The organism is Kitasatospora sp. NPDC048298 (assembly GCF_043201465.1).
Classification (GTDB): domain Bacteria; phylum Actinomycetota; class Actinomycetes; order Streptomycetales; family Streptomycetaceae; genus Kitasatospora.
Map to the genome: position 1 here is coordinate 1 of NZ_JBICYZ010000050.1, position 19,104 is coordinate 19,104.

The following is a 19,104-nucleotide window of genomic DNA, read 5'->3' on the forward strand; positions in this document are numbered from 1 at the left end:
ACACCCGCGTTGAGCGGCACGGCAACCACCGGAATAGGGCGGCCCCGCGCACTGCGTCCTCGCTAGTGTTTATTTCAAAAGGAATCTCCAACCCCGATCAAACGATCAGGGCCGGGGATGTCAACATATCTGGCGTTGACTTTTGGCACGCTGTTGAGTTCTCAAGGAACGAACGCTTCCTTCGGACTGCCTTCCAGCAGGCCCTCCGGGCTTCGTTCTTTCGTGTTTCCAGCTTATCAGATGTTTTCCGCTCCGTTTTCCGGAGTTTCATTCATCCGATTTGCTTTCGCCTTTCGGCGCTCCCGAACTCTATCAGAGTTACTCGGTCCGTTTTCCCCGTTCGTTCTCGAATTCAGATTCGAGCCCGTTTCCGAGGGGCCGTCCCGTGGGGCAACCCGGAGAACATTACGCACCGGGTCGCCCCACGTCAAACCGGCCTCAGCCGGTGTTGAGCGAGCGTCAGACCTCGACCACGACCGGCAGGATCATCGGCCGGCGGCGGTAGTTGTCCGCGACCCACTTGCCGATGGTCCGGCGGACCAGCTGCTGCACCTGACGGGGCTCCAGCACACCGTCGCTCGCCGAGCGGTCCAGCGCCTCCTGGAGCTTGGCGACCACCGGGGCGAACGCATTGTCGTCGATGCCGGAGCCGCGGGCCTGGATGGTCGGGCCGCCGACGATCTTGCCGTTGGCCGAGTCGACTGCGACGAAGACCGAGATGAAGCCCTCCTCGCCGAGGATCTTGCGGTCCTTGAGCGAGGCCTCGCTGATGTCGCCGACCGAGGAGCCGTCCACGTAGACGTACCCGGCCTGCACCTTGCCGGCGATCCGGGCGACGCCGCCCTCCAGGTCGACGCAGACGCCGTCCTCGGCGATGACCACGCGGTTGCGCGGCACCCCGGTGGCGATGCCCAGTTCGGCGGCCGCGCGCAGGTGGCGCCACTCGCCGTGGACCGGCATCAGGTTGCGCGGCTTGCAGATGTTGAAGAAGTACAGCAGCTCGCCTGCCGAGGCGTGGCCGGAGACGTGCACCTTGGCGTTGCCCTTGTGCACGACCTTGGCGCCCCAGCGGGTCAGGCCGTTGATCACCCGGTAGACGGCGTTCTCGTTGCCCGGGATCAGCGAGGAGGCCAGGACGACGGTGTCGCCCTCGACGATGCGGATCTGGTGGTCGCGGTTGGCCATCCGGGACAGCGCGGCCATCGGCTCGCCCTGCGAGCCGGTGCAGATCAGCACGACCTCCTTGTCCGGCAGGTCGTCCAGCTGCTTGACGTCCACGACCATGTTGCCGGGGACCTTCAGGTAGCCGAGGTCGCGGGCGATGCCCATGTTGCGGACCATCGAGCGGCCGACGAAGGCGACCTTGCGCTTGTACTCGTGGGCGGCGTCCAGGACCTGCTGGATGCGGTGCACGTGGCTCGCGAAGGAGGCCACGATGATGCGCTTCTCAGCGTTCGCGAAGACGTTCCGCAGCGCCGCCGAGATGTCCCGCTCGTGCGGGATGAAGCCGGGGACCTCGGCGTTGGTGGAGTCCACCAGCAGGAGGTCCATGCCCTCCTCCGCCAGCTTGGCGAAGGTCGGCAGATCGGTCAGGCGGCCGTCCAGCGGCAGCTGGTCCATCTTGAAGTCGCCGGTGGCCACGACCATGCCGGCGGGGGTCCGGACCGCCACCGCCAGGGCGTCCGGGATGGAGTGGTTGACCGCGATGAACTCGCAGTCGAAGGGGCCGATGCGCTCGCGCTGCCCCTCCTTGACCTCCAGCACGTACGGCCGGATGCGGTGCTCGACGAGCTTGGCCTCGATCAGCGCGAGGGTCAGCTTGGAGCCGATCAGCGGGATGTCCGGGTTCTCCCGCAGGAGGAAGGGGACGGCGCCGATGTGGTCCTCGTGCCCGTGGGTGAGGACGATGCCGTCGATCTTGTCGAGGCGGTCCCGGATGTAGCTGAAGTCCGGCAGGATCAGGTCCACGCCGGGCTGCTCGTCCTCGGGGAAGAGGACGCCGCAGTCGACGATCAGGATGCGGTCGCCGTACTCCAGGACCGTCATGTTGCGGCCGATCTCGCCGAGGCCGCCGAGCGGAGTGATGCGGAGGGCGCCCTCCTTCAGGGCCGGGGGCGCGCCGAGCTCGGGGTGCGGGTGGCTCAAAAGACTCTCCTCACGACGCACGCCATATGCCCGGGGTCCTCCCCCTGGAGACATATGGCGTGCGTTCTCAGTGTCGTTTTCCTACTGGGTCTGTGCTCTCGCGCCTTCGGTCCGGTCCAGCGGCGGACCCTGGGAGGTCCGGCGAGCCGGGGCGCGCACGTCCGTGTCTGTTAGAGGTGTACCCCGCCGGCGGCGAGATCCTGCTTCAATCGCTCGATCTCCTCGGGCGTCGCGCCGACCAGCGGCAGCCGCAGCGGGCCCGCCGGCCGGCCCTGGAGTTCCAGCGCGGCCTTGGCGAGGATGACGCCCTGGGTGCGGAACATACCGCTGAACACCGGCAGCAGGCGCTGGTGGATGCTGGTGGCCTTGACCACATCGCCCGCCAGGAAGGCCTCGACCATCGCCCGCAGGTCCCCGGCCACCACGTGCCCGACCACACTGACCACGCCGACGGCTCCGACGGACAGCAGCGGCAGGTTGAGGATGTCGTCGCCGGAGTACCAGGCGAGGTCGGCGCGGGCGATCGCCCAGGCCGCGGCGCCGAGGTCGCCCTTGGCGTCCTTGTTGGCGACGATCCGCGGGTGCGCGCCGAGGCGGACCAGCGTCTCGTGGCTCAGCGCGACCCCGCTGCGGCCCGGGATGTCGTACAGCATGACGGGCAGCCCGGTCGCGTCGGCGACGGCGACGTTGTGCCGGTACAGGCCCTCCTGCGGGGGCTTGTTGTAGTACGGCGTGACGACCAGCAGGCCGTGGGCCCCGGCCGCCTCCGCCTGGCGGGCCAGCTCGATGCTGTGGTGGGTGTCGTTGGTGCCGACGCCGGCCACCACGTGGGCGCGGTCCCCGACCGCCTCGACCACGGCGCGGACCAGCTGGGCCTTCTCGGCGTCGCTGGTGGTCGGGGACTCACCGGTGGTGCCGTTGACGACGAGGCCGTCGTTGCCGGAGTCCACGAGGTGCGTGGCGAGGCGCTGGGCGCCGTCGAGGTCGAGCGCGCCGTCGGCGGTGAACGGGGTGACCATCGCGGTCAGCACCCGGCCGAACGGCGTCTGGGGGGTGGAGGTCGGAGCCATGCGTCCAAAGCTACTCGTAGGCGGTGGGGCGGTACCCATGCCGGTCCGGTGTTCGGACAGGTGCGGCGCATTCGTGGCGCGGACGTGGGATTCCGGTGCTGCCCGCTCGGGGGTTCGGACAGCACCGGAATCCGTGTTCACGAATGTAGGGAGCGGCCAGAAAAGCCGCAATCCAGACATGCCAGACACTCTGCCCGTATGCCTGTCGTCCCAGGTCAGGGGGCGACTCGGCCGTGCTTCTCGAAGGCCGCATGGGTGAGCGGCATGAGCCGGGCCCACTGCTCCTCCATCTGCTCCGCGACCATCTCGATCTCGCGCTGCGGGAAGGACGGCACCGCCGAGTTCTCCCGCCGGGTGCGCAGCGACAGGAAGTGCATCAGCGAACGCGAGTTGCAGGTCGCGTACATCGAGGAGAACAGGCCCACCGGCAGCACCGCGCGGGCCACCTCGCGGGCGACGCCGGCCGCCAGCATCTCCTGGTAGCGGGCGTAGGACTCGACGTACGCGGCCTCCATCGCCTCGGTGGTGGTCCGGTGCTGCTCGGGCGTGCCCTCGTGGAACTCGTACTTGCCGGGGCGGCCCTGCTGGACCAGCTTGCGCTCCTCGCCCGGGACGTAGAAGACCGGCTGGAGCTCGCGGTAGCGGCCGGACTCCTCGTTGTACGACCAGCCGCTGCGGTGCCGGTGGAACTCCCGGAACACGAAGATCGGCGCGCTGATGAAGAAGGTCATCGAGTTGTGCTCGAACGGCGTGCCGTGCCGGTCGCGCATCAGGAAGTTGATCAGGCCCTTGGACTTCTCCGGGTCCTGGTCGAGGGCCTCCAGGGACTGCTCGCCCGCGGTCGAGACCCGGGCCGCCCAGATGACGTCCGAGTCGGCGGCGGCGCTGCGGACCAGCTCCACCGTCACGTCGCTGCGGAAGCTGGGGGCCGTCGGTTCGTCGCTCACGCGTTACTCCTTGCGGGTTCGGTGCTGTGCAGCTTGATGGCGTGCTGCATGGTCTTGCGGGCGCGCGGGGTGTCGCCGGCGTCGGCGTAGGCCACGGCGAGGCGGAACCAGACCCGCCAGTCGCCCGGCGCGTCCTGCGCCTCGGCCTGGCGGCGGGTGAACACCGCGTCGGCCGAGGCCCGGTCGATCCGCCCGCCCTTGCTGCGCTCCAGCTCGTCCACCGGAAGGCCGCCCTCGGCCTCCAGCTCGCGGGCCAGCCGCTCGCTGTCCCGGCCGAAGCGGACGGTCTGGCGCAGGAACCAGACGCCGATCACCGGGATCACGAAGGCGCAGATCCCGATGCCGATGCCGAGCGGCTTGCCGGTCGCGATCAGCTGGACGCCCTCGCCCACGCAGACCAGGGCGACCAGCAGCAGCACGCCGGACAGGACGAAGAAACCGGTACGAGAGGTCATGACGCCCTCCTGGAGGTCGACACTGTCACAGGTCCAGGAAGTGTTCGAGGCCGAAGGTCAGCCCCGGCGTCCCGACGACCTTGCGCACGCCCAGCAGGATGCCCGGCATGAAGCTGCTGTGGTGCAGCGAGTCGTGCCGGATGGTGAGCGTCTCGCCGGTGTCGCCGAACATCACCTGCTGGTGGGCGAGCAGGCCGCGCAGCCGCACCGCGTGCACCGGCACCCCGTCCACGTCGGCGCCGCGCGCGCCGGGCAGGCTGTGGGTGGTCGGGTCCTGCTGCGGCGGGCGGCCGGCCTCGGCCCTGGCGGCGGCGATCAGCTGGGCGGTGCGGGTGGCGGTGCCGCTGGGGGCGTCGGCCTTGCGGTCGTGGTGCAGCTCGACCACCTCGACCGACTCGAAGTACCGGGCGGCGACCTGCGAGAACTTCATGCCGAGGATGGCGCCGATGGAGAAGTTCGGGGCGATCAGCAGGCCGAGCTCCGGGGCCTGGTCCAACCAGCCGCGGACGGTGGCGAGCCGCTCGTCCGTCCAGCCGGTGGTGCCGGTGACCACGTGGATGCCGTGGTGCAGGCAGTGGTCCAGGTTCCCCATCACCGAGTCCGGGTGGGTCAGCTCGACGGCCACCTGGGCGCCCGCCTCGGTCAGCTCCTCCAGCTTGGAGCCGCGGCCGAGGGCGGCCACCAGCTCCAGGTCCGGCGCGGCCTCCACGGCCTTGACCGCCTCGGAGCCGATCCGTCCCTTGGCGCCGATCACGGCGACACGCAGCGTCATAGCAAAATTCCTCTCACCCGGAAATCGGCGGATCAGACCAGCAGATCGGCGAGCTTGGCGGCCCGCTTGTCGTTGACCGGGCCGATCAGGGCGAGCGACGGCCGGTACGCGCCCAGCACATCACGGGCCACCGCGTGGACGTCCTCCAGGGTCACCGACGCGATCCGCTCCAGCATGTCGTCCACCGACAGGTGGTGCCCGTAGCTGAGCTCGGCCTTGCCGATCCGGTTCATCAGCGAGCCGCTGTCCTCCATGCCGAGCACGGTGGAGCCGGAGATCTGGCCGATCGCCCGGTTCAACTCCTCCTCGGTGATGCCCTCCTCGACCACCTTGGCCAGCTCGGCGCGGCAGATCCGCAGCACCTCCTCGACCCGCTTGGGCTGGCAGCCGGCGTAGATGCCGAACAGGCCGCTGTCCGCGTAGGACGAGGAGTACGAGTAGACCGAGTACGCCAGGCCCCGCTTCTCGCGGACCTCCTGGAACAGCCGGGAGCTCATCCCGCCGCCGAGGGCCGCGTTGAGCACGCCCATCGCCCAGCGGCGCTCGTCGTGCCGCGGCACCCCGGGCACGCCCAGCACCAGGTGGGCCTGCTCGGTGGAGCGGTTGAGCACCTCGACCTTGCCGGCCGTGCGCAGCGCCTTGTGGCCGCGGCGGGCCTCGGCGGGGGCCGCGGTGGAGGCCGCCAGCACCGGCGCGAAGGCCTGCTCGACCTGCTTGACCACCTTGCGGTGGTCGAGGTTGCCGGCCGCGGCGACGACCAGGTTCTCGGGCCGGTAGCGGCGGCGGTAGAAGCCGGCGATCTGGTCCCGGGTGAGCGTCCTGATGGTCTCCTGGGTGCCGAGGATCGGGCGGCCGAGCGGGCCGCTGCCGAAGATCACCTTGGCGAACAGGTCGTGCACCACGTCGCCCGGGTCGTCCTCGGCCATCGCCATCTCCTCCAGGATGACGCCGCGCTCGGACTCCACGTCCTCGGGCCGGATCAGCGAGCCGGTGACCATGTCGCAGACCACGTCGACGGCCAGCGGCAGGTCGGTGTCCAGGACCCGGGCGTAGTAGCAGGTGTTCTCCTTCGCGGTGAAGGCGTTCATCTCGCCGCCGACCGCGTCCAGGGCCGCCGAGATGTCCAGCGCGCTGCGCCGCTCGGTGCCCTTGAAGAGCAGGTGCTCCAGGTAGTGGGTCGCGCCGTTGAGCTGCGGGGTCTCGTCCCGCGAGCCGACGCCGACCCAGATGCCGAAGGTCGCGGAGCGCACCGTCGGCAGGGTCTCGGTGACGACCCGAAGGCCGCCGGGGAGGACGGTGCGGCGCACCGTGCCGGCGCCGTCGACGCCCTTGAGCAGGGTCCGGGTGGTGCCGGGACGCTGCGTTACCGCCGGGGCCTGCGCCACGGGGGGTACCTCCAGAGAAAACGCACGTGCGGATGGGCACGTACGGACGAACGCGTGGACAACGGGGTGCGGCCCGCACGCCGGGAGGCGTACGGGCCGCGGGGTCAGCTAGCGGCGCTTCACTCGGAAGCGGCCTCGCCGCCCTCCTCGCCCTCGATGACCGGGATCAGGGAGAGCTTGCCGCGCGGGTCGATCTCGGCGATCTCGACCTGCACCTTGGCGCCGACGCCGAGGACGTCCTCGACGTTCTCGACGCGCTTGCCGCCGGCCAGCTTGCGGATCTGCGAGATGTGCAGCAGGCCGTCCTTGCCCGGCATCAGCGACACGAACGCGCCGAACGTCGTGGTCTTGACCACGGTGCCCAGGTAGCGCTCGCCGACCTCCGGCATGGTCGGGTTGGCGATCTGGTTGATCGTGGTGCGGGCGGCCTCGGCGGCCGGGCCGTCGGCGGCACCGATGTAGATGGTGCCGTCGTCCTCGATCGTGATCTCGGCGCCGGTGTCCTCCTGGATCTGGTTGATCATCTTGCCCTTGGGGCCGATGACCTCACCGATCTTGTCCACCGGGATCTTGATGGTGATGATGCGCGGCGCGTTCGGGGACATCTCGTCGGGCGAGTCGATGGCCTCGTTCATCACGTCGAGGATGTGCAGGCGGGCGTCCTTGGCCTGCTTCAGCGCGGCGGCGAGCACCGACGCCGGGATGCCGTTCAGCTTGGTGTCCAGCTGGAGGGCGGTGATGAAGTTGCGGGTACCGGCGACCTTGAAGTCCATGTCGCCGTACGCGTCCTCGGCGCCGAGGATGTCGGTCAGCGTGACGTAGTGGGTCTCGCCGTCGATCTCCTGGGAGATCAGGCCCATGGCGATGCCGGCGACGGCGGCCTTCAGCGGCACACCGGCGTTCAGCAGCGACATGGTCGAGGCGCAGACCGAGCCCATCGAGGTGGAGCCGTTGGAGCCGAGCGCCTCGGAGACCTGGCGGATGGCGTACGGGAACTCCTCGCGGGTCGGCAGCACCGGCAGCAGGGCGCGCTCGGCCAGCGCGCCGTGGCCGATCTCGCGGCGCTTGGGCGAGCCCACGCGGCCGGTCTCACCGACGGAGTACGGCGGGAAGTTGTAGTTGTGCATGTAGCGGCGACGCGTCTCCGGGGAGAGCGTGTCCAGCTGCTGCTCCATCCGGAGCATGTTCAGCGTGGTGACGCCCAGGATCTGGGTCTCGCCGCGCTCGAACAGGGCGGAGCCGTGCACCCGCGGGATGGCCTCGACCTCGGCGGCCAGGGTGCGGATGTCGGTGACGCCGCGGCCGTCGATGCGGACCTTGTCCGTGATGACGCGCTCGCGGACGATCTTCTTGGTCAGCGCGTTGTAGGCGGCGCTGATCTCCTTCTCGCGGCCCTCGAACTCGGGCAGCAGCTTCTCGGCGGCCAGCGCCTTGACGCGGTCCAGCTCGTTGTTGCGCTCCTGCTTGCCCGGGATGGTCAGGGCCTGGGCGAGCTCGTCCTTGACGGCGGCGCTCAGCGCGGCGAGGACGTCGTCCTGGTAGTCCAGGAAGACCGGGAACTCGCCGGTCGGCTTGGCGGCCTGGGCGGCCAGCTGCGACTGCGCGGCGCACAGGACCTTGATGAACGGCTTCGCGGCGTCCAGGCCGGAGGCGACGATCTCCTCGGTCGGCGCGTCGGCGCCGCCCTCGACCAGCTTGATGGTCTTGTCGGTGGCCTCGGCCTCGACCATCATGATCGCGACGTCGCCGTCCGGCAGGACGCGACCGGCGACGACCATGTCGAAGACGGCCGACTCCAGCTCGCTGTGGGTCGGGAAGGCGACCCACTGGCCGTTGATCAGCGCGACGCGCACGCCGCCGATCGGGCCGGAGAACGGCAGGCCCGCCAGCTGGGTGGAGGCGGAGGCGGCGTTGATCGCGACCACGTCGTACAGGTGGTCGGGGTTGAGCGCCATCACGGTGACGACGACCTGGACCTCGTTGCGCAGGCCCTTGACGAAGGACGGGCGCAGCGGGCGGTCGATCAGGCGGCAGGTGAGGATCGCGTCCTCGGAGGGCCGGCCCTCGCGACGGAAGAACGAGCCGGGGATGCGGCCGGCGGCGTACATCCGCTCCTCGACGTCCACGGTCAGCGGGAAGAAGTCGAAGTGCTCCTTCGGCTGCTTGGACGCGCTGGTGGCCGACAGCACCATGGTGTCGTCGTCCAGGTAGGCCACGGCGGAACCGGCGGCCTGACGGGCCAGACGGCCGGTCTCGAAGCGGATGGTACGGGTGCCGAAGGAACCGTTGTCGATCACGGCCTCGGCGTAGAACACGTTCTCTTCCACCTGGAAGATCTCCTCTTTCGTACGTCTCCGGGAGAGCGTCCCCGCGCACTGCCTGCGGTGGGCCCCGGGCCCTCGTCAGGGAGGGCGGCAGTCGGGCCGGTCTTCGATCGAAGCCTCCGGAGTGCCCCGCTCGGTCTGCGGGGGTTCCGACGGCCACTACCGAGGACCGGCGCCTCACGGCTGCCGGGCCGGGATGGGCGGTCCGCGTCTGGACGCTCTCTCGGATGCGGGCGGCTTCCGTTTGAAGCCTTCGTCCCGCGGGGGGGTCGGGTCCTACTGCCCGGGTGGCGCGCTGGTGCGCCATCACCCGACATGCCCACAACCCTACGGTGCAATCCTCGGCCACCTGGGGAGGTGCGCGCGAGTTGTTATCTCAGGGTGCCGCGGCCGGACGGCCACGGCATACGCGCGAGGGGCGGCTCCCCGGTGTGGGGAGCCGCCCCGTACGGCGGTCTTAGCGGGCGCCGCCGGCGGCACCGCGGCGGATGCCCAGGCGGTCGACGAGCGTACGGAAGCGCTCGATGTCCTTCTTGGCCAGGTACTGGAGCAGGCGGCGACGCTGGCCGACCAGGATCAGCAGGCCACGACGCGAGTGGTGGTCGTGCTTGTGCGACTTCAGGTGCTCGGTCAGGTCCGAGATGCGACGGGAGAGCATGGCCACCTGGACCTCGGGGGAGCCGGTGTCGCCCTCCTTCTGGCCGAACTCGGCGATGATCTGCTTCTTGACGTCAGAGGCGAGAGCCACTGCAACTCCTTCGGGGTCTACCGAGCGGTCCTGGTCGACAACACAGGACTCATCGAGAACTCGGTGTCGTGAGCGCGGCCGGCGCTCTGCCGCCCACGGGTGGGCTGCGGACACACGGCTGCGCTCGGTGGCCAAGCGTACCAGTGCCGCCCACCCGGCCGTCCGGCGGGTGGCGCAGGGCGACGGGTGGGCAGCACGGGTGGGCGGCGCGGGTCAGCTGGTGGCGCCGCGGACCAGCCGGTAGACGTCCAGGACGGCGAGCGCCAGCGGGACGAGCGAGATCAGGGTGAGGCTGTCCACCAGGTCCAGGATGCGCCCCCAGAACGGGGAGACCCCGAGCCGCGGCACCACCAGGGCGATCGCGGTGAGCAGCGCGGCGCCGAAGGCGATGGAGGCGGTCAGCCAGATCGTGCGCAGGTCGAGTTCGGTGGTGGAGCCGGCCACCCGCAGGAAGAACTGCGGGGTGTGCAGGGACAGCCCGACGATCAGCAGGCTCAGGCCGAGCAGGCCGGCCACGGTGAGGCTGAGCACCTGCGCGGTGTAGCGGAACAGTCGGGCGCGCAGCATGGTGGTCAGGCCCAGGGCGAGCGCGAGCAGCTCGGGGAAGGTCTCGTCGGTGAAGCCGAGGACGGCGCAGGCGCCGACCACGACCGCGGCGCAGCCGCCGACCAGGCCGACCAGCACCTCGTGGCCGCGGCGGGCCTGGTGCGCGATCCGCTCGTACTGGACGGCCTCGGCGCGCTCGGCCTCCTCGTCGTAGTCGCGGCTGCGGGTGCGGGTCTGGCCGGGGGCGCTGAAGCCGACCGGCAGCCGGGCGAAGCGGGCGGAGAGGCTGGGCAGGAAGCCGACCACGGCGACGGCGGCGACGCCGGTGACGGCGGCGATGTGCCCGGCCGGGGTCTGCGGGAGCAGGACGGCCGCGAAGGTGGCGAGCGCGCCGGCGGTGGAGACCAGGGCGGCGGCGACGAACACCGCGTCCTTCTCCGGCAGCAGGCCGGCCAGCAGGACGGAGACCACCAGCGCGGCGACGCAGCCGGCCAGGAACTGGAGCCGGCCAGGGCCCTCCCACGGGTGGGCGACGGCGATCAGTCCGCTGCCGCCGATCATGGCGTGCGGCAGCGCGCCGAGGCCGAGCGCGACGGCCGCGTGGGCGTCCTGGTAGACCCGGGCGCGCACCCCGGCGAGCGCGGTGAGCACGACGGCGGTGACGCCGGCCAGGACGCCGGGCAGGCCGTGCATGTCGTGGCGCAGGTCGGAGAACCAGAGCGCGAAGCCGAGCAGGGTGAGCAGCACCCCGGCGCCGATCAGGCCGAAGCCGCGCATCAGTTCGGCGGTCCAGAACCGGCGGTCGGCCTCGACGGCGCTGGCGATCGCGTCGGCGACGTCGTCGTAGACGGCCGGCGGGAGCGACTCGGCGAAGGGGCGCAGCGCCAGCAGGTCGCCGTCGCGGACCTGCTGGGCGGCCAGCGGCAGTCCGCTGTCGAGCACCGTGCCGTCGCGGCGGACCAGGTGGAAGCCGGTGGGGGTGCCGTCGGGCTGGCTCTGGTTGGCCAGGCGCAGCACCTCGGGGTAGACGTCCGCGAGCGGGACGTCCTCGGGCAGGGCGACGTCGATCCGGCGGTCCGGGGCGACGACGGTCACGCGGCAGTAGCCGGTTGTGGCGGCACTCATGCGCCCACCTCGCTGCGCTCGCCGATGCGGGCGCCCACCTCGATCCTTCGACGCACTTGGCGCTCCCCCTTGTTGACGGTGCCGAGGCCCGGCGGCGCTCGGTGTTGCTGCGGAACCGGCCCGACCGGGCCGCGAGTTGGCGCGGCGTTACCCTACCCGTTCGGTTCGCGTCCGCTGCCGGTGCGTACCCGGGCGCTGGCGGGCGGTGCGGGGGCGACCGTTAGGATCGGCGCCTGCGCAAGGTACGGGGGCTGCGCTGGGTGGGGCGTCCTCAGCCACCGGATTCCCGTACGGACCGTACGCAATCGCGTGAGGGCTGATGCCGAAGTGATCGATCGACGCCGCGGGGTGGATGACACATGGGTGTGATCACGGTCAAGCGACCGGCGAGGGCGTATCCGCCGACCGTGCCGGACGAACCGGTGGAGCTGGTGAGCCCGCCCGAACTGCCCAGGCAGGGCGGCGAGGACTGGCTGATGAGCATCCTGCCGATGCTGGGCATGGGCGGCTCGGCGGTCTTCTTCTTCTCGCCCGGGGCCGCGGCCCCGATGAAGATCATGGGCGGTCTGATGATCGCCTCGACGCTCGGCATGGTGCTGGCGCAGATCGTCCGGGCCCGCAAGGGCGGTTCGACCGCGATGGCGGACGAGCGGCGCGACTACCTGAAGTACCTGCAGCAGACCCGCCGCCAGGTGCGCCGCACGGCGGAGCGCCAGCGCGGCGCGCTGCTGTTCCTGAACCCGGCGCCGGACCAGCTCTGGTCGATCGTCGAGGACGGCCGGCGGCTGTGGGAACGGCGCATCGGGGACGGCGACTTCGCGCAGATCCGGGTGGGCCTCGGGCCGGTGCAGCTTTCCACCCCGCTGGTGGCGCCGCAGACCGCGCCGATGGACGAGCTGGAGCCGCTGTCGGCGGCCGCGATGCACTCCTTCCTGAAGGCCCACGGCACCCTCCAGGACCTGCCGTTGGCGGTCTCGCTGCGGGCCTTCTACCACATCACGGTGTGCGGGGACCCGGACTCGGTGTACGGGAACGTGCGCGCGATGATCGCCCAGCTGACCACCCTGCACTCGCCGGACGACCTGATGGTGGCGGTCGCGGCCGCGCCCGGTGCGGCCGAGGAGTGGGAGTGGACCAAGTGGCTCCCGCACAACCAGCACCGCAAGGAGGCCGACGGCGCGGGCTCGCGCCGGCTCTTCGCGAACGACCTGGGCGACCTGGAGTACCTGCTCCAGGACGAGCTGGCCGGCCGCCAGCGCTTCGTGCGGGAGGTGGCACCGCCCGCCGACCAGCCGCACCTGGTGGTCGTCATGGACGGCGCCGGGGTGCCGCACGACTCGCTGCTGGCGAGCCCGGAGGGCGTGCAGGGCGTGACGGTCATCGAGGTGGTGCCGGGCGAGGTCGACGAGCCCAGCGGGCACCTGATGGTGACGGTCGGCGCCGAGGAGCTGGTGCTGCGCTCGGCCTCCGGCGCGACGTACACCGGCAAGCCGGACCTGCTCTCGGTGTGGCAGTCCGAGGCGCTGGCGCGGCAGTTGGCGCCGTACCGGATCTCGGCCGGCGGGGACGACGAGCCGCTGCTGTCCAACCTCGACTTCACCGACATGATGAGCTCGGGCGACCCGGGCTCCTTCGACGTGGCCCGCAGCTGGCGTGCGCGCGCCCAGCATGAGCGGATGCGGGTGCCGATCGGCGTCGGCGCCAACGGCGAGCACGTCTACCTGGACATCAAGGAGGCCGCGCTGGAGGGCATGGGCCCGCACGGCCTGTGCGTGGGCGCGACCGGTTCCGGCAAGTCGGAGCTGCTGCGCACGCTGGTGCTGGCGCTGGCGATGACCCACTCCTCGGAGATCCTGAACTTCGTCCTCGCCGACTTCAAGGGCGGTGCGACCTTCTCCGGCATGGCGGACATGCCGCACACCTCCGCGGTGATCACCAACCTCGAGGGCGAGCTCACCCTGGTCGACCGCATGCGCGACGCGATCGAGGGCGAGCTGCACCGCCGCCAGGAGCTGCTGCGCTCGGCGGGCAACTACGCCAACATCCACGAGTACGAGCGGGCCCGGGCGGCCGGCGCGGCACTGGACCCGCTGCCCTCGCTGGTGCTGATCATCGACGAGTTCTCCGAACTCCTCACCGCCAAGCCCGACTTCATCGAGATGTTCATCCAGATCGGCCGGATCGGGCGTTCGCTGGGCGTGCACCTGCTGCTGGCCTCGCAGCGCCTGGAGGAGGGCAAGCTGCGCGGCCTGGACACCTATCTCTCGTACCGGATCGGTCTGCGCACCTTCTCGGCCGCGGAGTCCCGGGCGGCGATCGGCGTACCGGACGCCTACCACCTGCCGCCGGTGCCGGGCGTCGGCTACCTCAAGTTCGGCGAGGACGTGATGGACCGGTTCAAGGCCGCCTACGTCTCGGGCCCGTACCGGGCGCCGGGGCAGCAGCGGTCGACCGGCGGGCGCCGGGTCGACACCCGCCCGGTGGAGTTCACCGCGGCCTTCGTGGAGCTGCCGGACCCGGTGGAGGAGGAGGTCGCGCCGCAGGTCCCGGAGCAGGACGACGCGCTGGTGGACACCGTGCTGGACGTGTTCGTCCAGCGGATGGCCGGCCAGGGCCCGGCCGCGCACCAGGTGTGGCTGCCGCCGCTGGAGGACGCGCCCAGCATGGACCACCTGCTGCCGCCGCTGCAGGTGGTGCCGGAGCGCGGGCTGACCGCGCCCGGCTACCCGGCGGGCCGGCTGCGGGTGCCGATCGGCATCGTGGACAAGCCGCGCGAGCAGAAGACGGACATCCTCGAGGTCGACTACGCGGGGGCGGCCGGCCACGGCCTGATCGTCGGCGGTCCGCGGTCCGGCAAGTCGACCGTGGTGCGCACCATGGTCGCCTCGTTCGGCCTCACCCACACCCCGCTGGAGGTGCAGTTCTACCTGCTCGACTTCGGTGCGGGCAGCTTCCAGTCGCTGGCCGGGCTGCCGCACGTCGGCGGGGTGGCCGGGCGCCTGGACGTGGACAAGGTGCGCCGGATGGTCTCCGAGGTGCACGGGGTGCTCAACCGGCGCGAGGAGCTGTTCCGGGTCGCCGGGATCGACACCATCGCCACGTACCGGGCCACCCGGGCGGCCGGCCGGCTGCCGGACGAGGCCTTCGGTGACGTCTTCCTGGTGATCGACGGCTGGAACACCTTCAAGCAGGAGTTCGAGGGCCTGGAGCCGGTGATCGGCGACATCGCCCAGCGCGGTCTCGGCTACGGCGTGCACCTGGTCATCACCGCGGCCCGGTACGCCGAGGTGCGCCCGGCGCTGAAGGACCTGCTGCAGAACCGGACCGAGCTGAAGCTCGGTGACGCGATGGAGTCCGAGGTCGACCGCCGGGTGGCGCAGAACGTCCCGGCGCTGGCCGGGCGCGGCATCACCCCGGAGCGGCTGCACTTCCTGTCCGGCCTGCCGCGGCTGGACGGCTCCTCCTCGGTGGACGACCTGCAGAACGGCGTGGCCGGGCTGGTCGGCGCGGTGGACGGGGCCTGGACCGGCCCGCGCGCCCCGCAGGTGCGGATGCTGCCGGCCGTCCTGGACGGCGACTCGCTGCCGAAGGGCTTCGAGCACCCGGAGCGCGGCGTCGCGTTCGGCGTGGACGAGGCGGAGCTGGCGCCGGTCTTCGTCAACTTCGAGACCGACCCGCTGTTCATCGTCTTCGGCGACACCGAGTCCGGGAAGTCGGCGGTGCTGCGGATGCTGATCAAGCAGATCACCGAGCGCTACACCTCGGACCAGGCCGGCATCGTGATCGGCGACTACCGGCGCGCGCTGCTCGGCACCGTACCGCCGGAGTACCTGGTGGAGTACGCGGCCGCGCAGCCGGCCATGGCGGCCATCGTCGACATGCTGCGCGGCGCCTGTGCGCGCCGCCTGCCGGGCCCGGACGTGACCGCCGAGCAGCTGCGCAACCGCAGCTGGTACAGCGGCAAGGACATGTTCGTGATCGTCGACGACTACGAGCTGGTCTCGACGAGCTCGGGCAACCCGCTGGCCCCGCTGGCCGAGTTCCTGCCGTTCGCCCGTGACATCGGCCTGCGGGTGATCGTGGCCCGCAGCGCGGGCGGCGCCGGCCGCTCGCTGTACGAGCCGGTGCTGCAGCGGATGCGCGAGCTCGGTGGCCAGGGCGTGATCCTGTCCGGCAACCGGGACGAGGGCGCGCTGCTGGGGACGGTCAAGCCGCAGGCGCTGCCGCCCGGCCGAGGGGTCTACGTGTCCCGCCGCGCGACCGGCGGGCAGATGATCCAGACGGGCTGGCTGCCGGTGGCGTAGCCGCGCCGACCGTCACGGACGGTGAGCGAAAGGGGTCGGACTCGTGGAGTCCGACCCCTTCGGCGTCCCGGGTGCCGAAACGTTACCTAGATCTTTGCGGGCGGAAGCTGCGGTTCCCGCACCCGGCCGGGGAGTTGCCGGGCTCCTCGGGAGTGCCTGGGCGTACCACCGTCCACCCGGAGCACGACCTTTGAATCACGGCACTCCCCGCTTTGTTCACCTTCGATTCAATCGCGATGTGGCTTAGGTAACAAGTCGGACAAAGCTCACAATGACTGAACGTGATCATCGGATCGCATGTTTATGCCGTTCGCCACAACGGATTCCGAAGCAGTTCCGACATTGACGCAATCAATACGCCGATGTTCCATTGCGGCCAGGGAGCGACTGGAACCGGACACCGAGCAACCAGCCAGCGGAGGCGATACCGCTCCCACCCCAGCACCGCACAGCCGATCGGAAGCCACATGACCGACACGCTTCGTCCGCCACAGACCGTAGCCGCCACGGCGGCCGAGGCGGCAGCGCCCCAGCAGCTCAAGCGCTCGATCGGCGTCGTGGGCGGCACCCTGCTCACGCTGTCCTGCGTCACGCCCGCCTCGACGCTCTTCGTGATCGTGCCGGAGCTGTTCTCCAGCATCGGCAGCGCCACGGCGCTGGCGATCGCGATCGGCACCGTGCTCTGCGTCGCGGTCGCGTTCTGCTACTCCGAACTCGGCACCCTGATCCCCAGCGCCGGCGGCGAGTACGCGATGGTCGGCACCCTCGCCGGGCGGCTGATGGGCTGGCTGGTCTTCGTGCTCTCGCTGATCGTGGTGATGATCGTCCCCTCGGTCATCGCCCTCGGCACCGCCGACTACCTCGCCCCCGTCCTGCACCTGGACAAGGCCATGACCGGCGCCGCCGTGATGCTGGCCGCCACCCTGGCCGGCCTGCTCGACCTGCGCGCCAACGCCTGGATCACCGGCATCTTCCTGGTGCTGGAGGTCATCGCGGCCGGCGTGGTCTCGGTGCTCGGCTTCGCCCACACCAACAGCGACGCCCCCAGCCTGCTGCACGGCGTGGTCGCCGGGGAGGGCGGCGCGACCACCACGGTGAGCGTGGGCGCCATCGTCGGCGCGCTCGGCATCGCCCTGTTCATCACCCAGGGCTTCTCCACCGCGGTCTACCTGTCGGAGGAGCTGGAGAACCCCCGCCGCAACGTCTCGCGCACCGTGCTGTGGACGCTCGGCATCTCCTCGGCCATCATCCTGGTCCCGGTCGTCGCCATCACCATGGGCGCCCCCGACCTGCAGACCCTGTCCTCCGGCGACATCTCCGGCATGGTCACCGCCTGGAGCAACTCGGCCGTCGGCACCTTCATCAGCCTCTGCGTCGCGCTGGCCATCATCAACGCCGGCATCGTCATGGTCATCCAGAACTCCCGGGTGCTGTTCGCCTCCGCCCGCGACAAGGCCTGGCCGGAGCCGGTCAACAAGGCCTTCGGCACCCTCGGCCGGTTCGGCTCGCCGTGGATCGCCACCCTGGCGGTCGGCCTGCCCGGCGCCGCGCTCTGCTTCGTCAAGGGCGAGCTGCTGAGCAACATCACCGGCGTCGCCGTCACCGGGATGTACCTGCTGGTCGCGATCGCCGCGCTGCTCTCCCGCCGCGCCCACCACAAGCACGCCTCCGCCTGGCGGATGCCGCTGTGGCCGGCCGTCCCGGTCGTGCTGATCGCCGTCCTGGTCTACGTGATCACCAAGCTGGACACCGAGCCCCTGCTGTGGACCGGCGGCATCACCGCCGCCGCCACCCTCTACTGGCTGTTCTACCTGCGCCCCCGGCAGGACACCCGCTGGGTGATCAGCCTTCCCGAGGACCAGCAGGACTGATCCCCACCCCTCCCCCACACGGCGGTGCCCCGGGCCTCCCCCAGCCCGGGGCACCGCCGTGTTCCGCTACTTCCTGGCCTTCCAGGCCGGGCTGGTGACGATCGTCTTCAGCTCCGCCGCGGTCAGCAGCGGGTCGCCGTTCGACGCCGTCACGACCAGGACCTCCAGGCCGTCCGGCCTCGTCGCGTCCGCGATCAGCTTGCCCGGCAGGATGGGGGCGGCCGGGGCGTGGGTGAGGAGCTTCGTCCCGTCGGGCAGGATCTCCGCGTCCTGGTACCAGTGCTGGGCCGGCCGGTCGTCGGGGGCCTTGGCCCAGTTCTTCACCAGCACCGACAGCGTGCCGGCCCGCCCGGCCCTGGCCAGCTCGAAGGCCACCCCGGTGTCCTGGCCCTTGCGGCCCGTCACGGTCGCCCCGGACGGCAGCAGCCCGGTCAGGACGGTCTCGTAGTCCGCCGGCGACAGGCCCGGGTCGATCGCCTCGGTGTCGATGCCGTCGAACCTGAGGGCCTTGACGACCCGGTCCCAGGACTTGTCGGTGACGACGGCCTTCAGCTGGTCGAGGGTGAGCGGCGGGTTGGGGCGGCTGTCCGGCGCGCCCTTCTCCTTGGGCGCGTTCCACTCGTGCACGGAGACGGACCGGCCGTCCGGGCCGTTCAGCACGGCGAACCACTCCTTGGTGTCGGCCCGGCTGTCCGAGTACTCGTACCCCTGCTGCAGCAGGAGCTTGGAGCCGTCCGGCAGGACGGTGTCGGTGCAGGCGTCGACCCGGACCAACGTGAGGTCCGGCGGGCAGCCGGGCAGCTGCACCTGACCGGGCCGGTGCTTGCTGATGTTGAACTGGATCAGCGACTTGCCCTGGCCGTCGTCGAAGACCAGGTTCGCCGAGGCGTCGGTGGCCTTCGGCCCGCGATCGGTGCCTTGCCCCGTGGCCTCGGTGATCTCCCCCTTGGGCAGCAGGGCCCGGAAGGTGGCCAGCACCTCGTCGCCGGAGACCGCGGCCTGGGCCACGGACTGCAGCGCGGTCGGGGTGGTCGCGGCGGCGCTGCCGCCCGCGGTGATGCCGACGGAGGCCGCCGGGGCGGAGGCCGCGCTCACGGTGCCCGCGTCCCCGGCACCCGGGGAGGCCAGGTACACCGTGCCGGTGCCCACCAGGGCCAGCGCGGCCGCGCCGCCCACCACGGCGGCGGCCGAGCGGCGGCGCCAGCGGCGGCGGCCGAGCCGGTAGCCGTCCGCGACCAGGCCCGCCTGCTCGGCCGGCTCGGTGCGGAAGCCTTCGCCCGTACGGGTGAGGGCGTAGAGAAGATCGTCTTCGAACTTGTCCGGTTCGGACATGGGTGTTCACCGTCTCCTTGCGTCGCGGGTTGCGAGAGAAGTTCCTTGCGGCCGGCAGGCGCCGGCCTCGGCGGGCGCCG

The 19,104-nt window shown here is 71.1% G+C and carries 12 protein-coding genes; 2 read left to right on the forward strand and 10 right to left on the reverse strand.

The window, feature by feature from the left end:
• Positions 1-459 precede the first annotated feature (459 nt).
• From ACGF0D_RS30190 to eccD, 9 genes are all read right to left on the reverse strand, one after another.
• Positions 460-2,145 (reverse strand): ribonuclease J, encoded by a 1,686-nt coding sequence (locus tag ACGF0D_RS30190; RefSeq protein ID WP_392921578.1) that lies wholly within the window; start codon positions 2,143-2,145, stop codon positions 460-462.
• A gap of 170 nt (positions 2,146-2,315) precedes the next feature.
• Entirely contained in the window at positions 2,316-3,215 is a 900-nt protein-coding gene (dapA, locus tag ACGF0D_RS30195) for a 4-hydroxy-tetrahydrodipicolinate synthase (protein ID WP_392884251.1), read from the reverse strand.
• Between the two features lie 215 nt (positions 3,216-3,430).
• Positions 3,431-4,162 carry an FAD-dependent thymidylate synthase gene (gene thyX, locus ACGF0D_RS30200; protein ID WP_392884249.1) on the reverse strand — a complete coding sequence of 244 codons (732 nt, stop codon included), beginning with the start codon at positions 4,160-4,162 and terminating at the stop codon, positions 3,431-3,433.
• Positions 4,159-4,617 carry a hypothetical protein gene (locus ACGF0D_RS30205; protein ID WP_392884248.1) on the reverse strand — a complete coding sequence of 153 codons (459 nt, stop codon included), beginning with the start codon at positions 4,615-4,617 and terminating at the stop codon, positions 4,159-4,161. The genes thyX and ACGF0D_RS30205 overlap by 4 nt, the downstream gene beginning before the upstream one ends.
• Before the next feature lie 25 nt (positions 4,618-4,642).
• Entirely contained in the window at positions 4,643-5,389 is a 747-nt protein-coding gene (gene dapB / locus ACGF0D_RS30210; RefSeq protein WP_392884247.1) for a 4-hydroxy-tetrahydrodipicolinate reductase, read from the reverse strand.
• 32 nt (positions 5,390-5,421) lie between these two features.
• Positions 5,422-6,774, reverse strand: a complete 1,353-nt coding sequence (locus ACGF0D_RS30215) for a M16 family metallopeptidase (protein ID WP_392884245.1) — start codon at positions 6,772-6,774, stop codon at positions 5,422-5,424.
• A 119-nt stretch (positions 6,775-6,893) separates the two neighbouring features.
• Positions 6,894-9,101, reverse strand: a complete 2,208-nt coding sequence (locus tag ACGF0D_RS30220) for a polyribonucleotide nucleotidyltransferase (RefSeq protein ID WP_392921580.1) — start codon at positions 9,099-9,101, stop codon at positions 6,894-6,896.
• Between the two features lie 454 nt (positions 9,102-9,555).
• A complete protein-coding gene (gene rpsO / locus ACGF0D_RS30225; RefSeq protein ID WP_209416808.1) occupies positions 9,556-9,846 on the reverse strand; it encodes a 30S ribosomal protein S15 in 291 nt (96 codons plus the stop codon).
• Between the two features lie 213 nt (positions 9,847-10,059).
• The gene (gene eccD, locus ACGF0D_RS30230; protein ID WP_392884241.1) at positions 10,060-11,517 is read right to left on the reverse strand and encodes a type VII secretion integral membrane protein EccD; all 1,458 of its coding nucleotides are present in this window, start codon (positions 11,515-11,517) and stop codon (positions 10,060-10,062) included.
• Between the two features lie 359 nt (positions 11,518-11,876).
• Between eccD and eccCa the strand changes: the two genes are divergently transcribed.
• Together eccCa and ACGF0D_RS30240 are read left to right on the forward strand one after the other, a co-directional pair.
• Complete coding sequence (gene eccCa / locus ACGF0D_RS30235; RefSeq protein ID WP_392884240.1) at positions 11,877-15,821, forward strand: type VII secretion protein EccCa; 3,945 nt, start codon at positions 11,877-11,879, stop codon at positions 15,819-15,821.
• 467 nt (positions 15,822-16,288) lie between these two features.
• Positions 16,289-17,692, forward strand: a complete 1,404-nt coding sequence (locus tag ACGF0D_RS30240; RefSeq protein ID WP_392884238.1) for an APC family permease — start codon at positions 16,289-16,291, stop codon at positions 17,690-17,692.
• Positions 17,693-17,758: 66 nt separating this feature from the next.
• On the opposite strand, the gene ACGF0D_RS30245 is transcribed toward ACGF0D_RS30240, so the two are convergent.
• Positions 17,759-19,024 (reverse strand): hypothetical protein, encoded by a 1,266-nt coding sequence (locus ACGF0D_RS30245; protein ID WP_392921582.1) that lies wholly within the window; start codon positions 19,022-19,024, stop codon positions 17,759-17,761.
• Positions 19,025-19,104 lie beyond the last annotated feature (80 nt).

Bases quoted from the DNA above. Each gene is read 5' to 3' on its own strand.
- dapA (WP_392884251.1), bottom strand. From the start codon at position 3,215: ATGGCTCCGACCTCCACCCCCCAGACGCCGTTCGGCCGGGTGCTGACC.
- ACGF0D_RS30205 (WP_392884248.1), bottom strand. From the start codon at position 4,617: ATGACCTCTCGTACCGGTTTCTTCGTCCTGTCCGGCGTGCTGCTGCTG.
- dapB (WP_392884247.1), bottom strand. From the start codon at position 5,389: ATGACGCTGCGTGTCGCCGTGATCGGCGCCAAGGGACGGATCGGCTCC.
- eccD (WP_392884241.1), bottom strand. From the start codon at position 11,517: ATGAGTGCCGCCACAACCGGCTACTGCCGCGTGACCGTCGTCGCCCCG.
- eccCa (WP_392884240.1), top strand. From the start codon at position 11,877: ATGGGTGTGATCACGGTCAAGCGACCGGCGAGGGCGTATCCGCCGACC.
- ACGF0D_RS30240 (WP_392884238.1), top strand. From the start codon at position 16,289: ATGACCGACACGCTTCGTCCGCCACAGACCGTAGCCGCCACGGCGGCC.
- ACGF0D_RS30245 (WP_392921582.1), bottom strand. From the start codon at position 19,024: ATGTCCGAACCGGACAAGTTCGAAGACGATCTTCTCTACGCCCTCACC.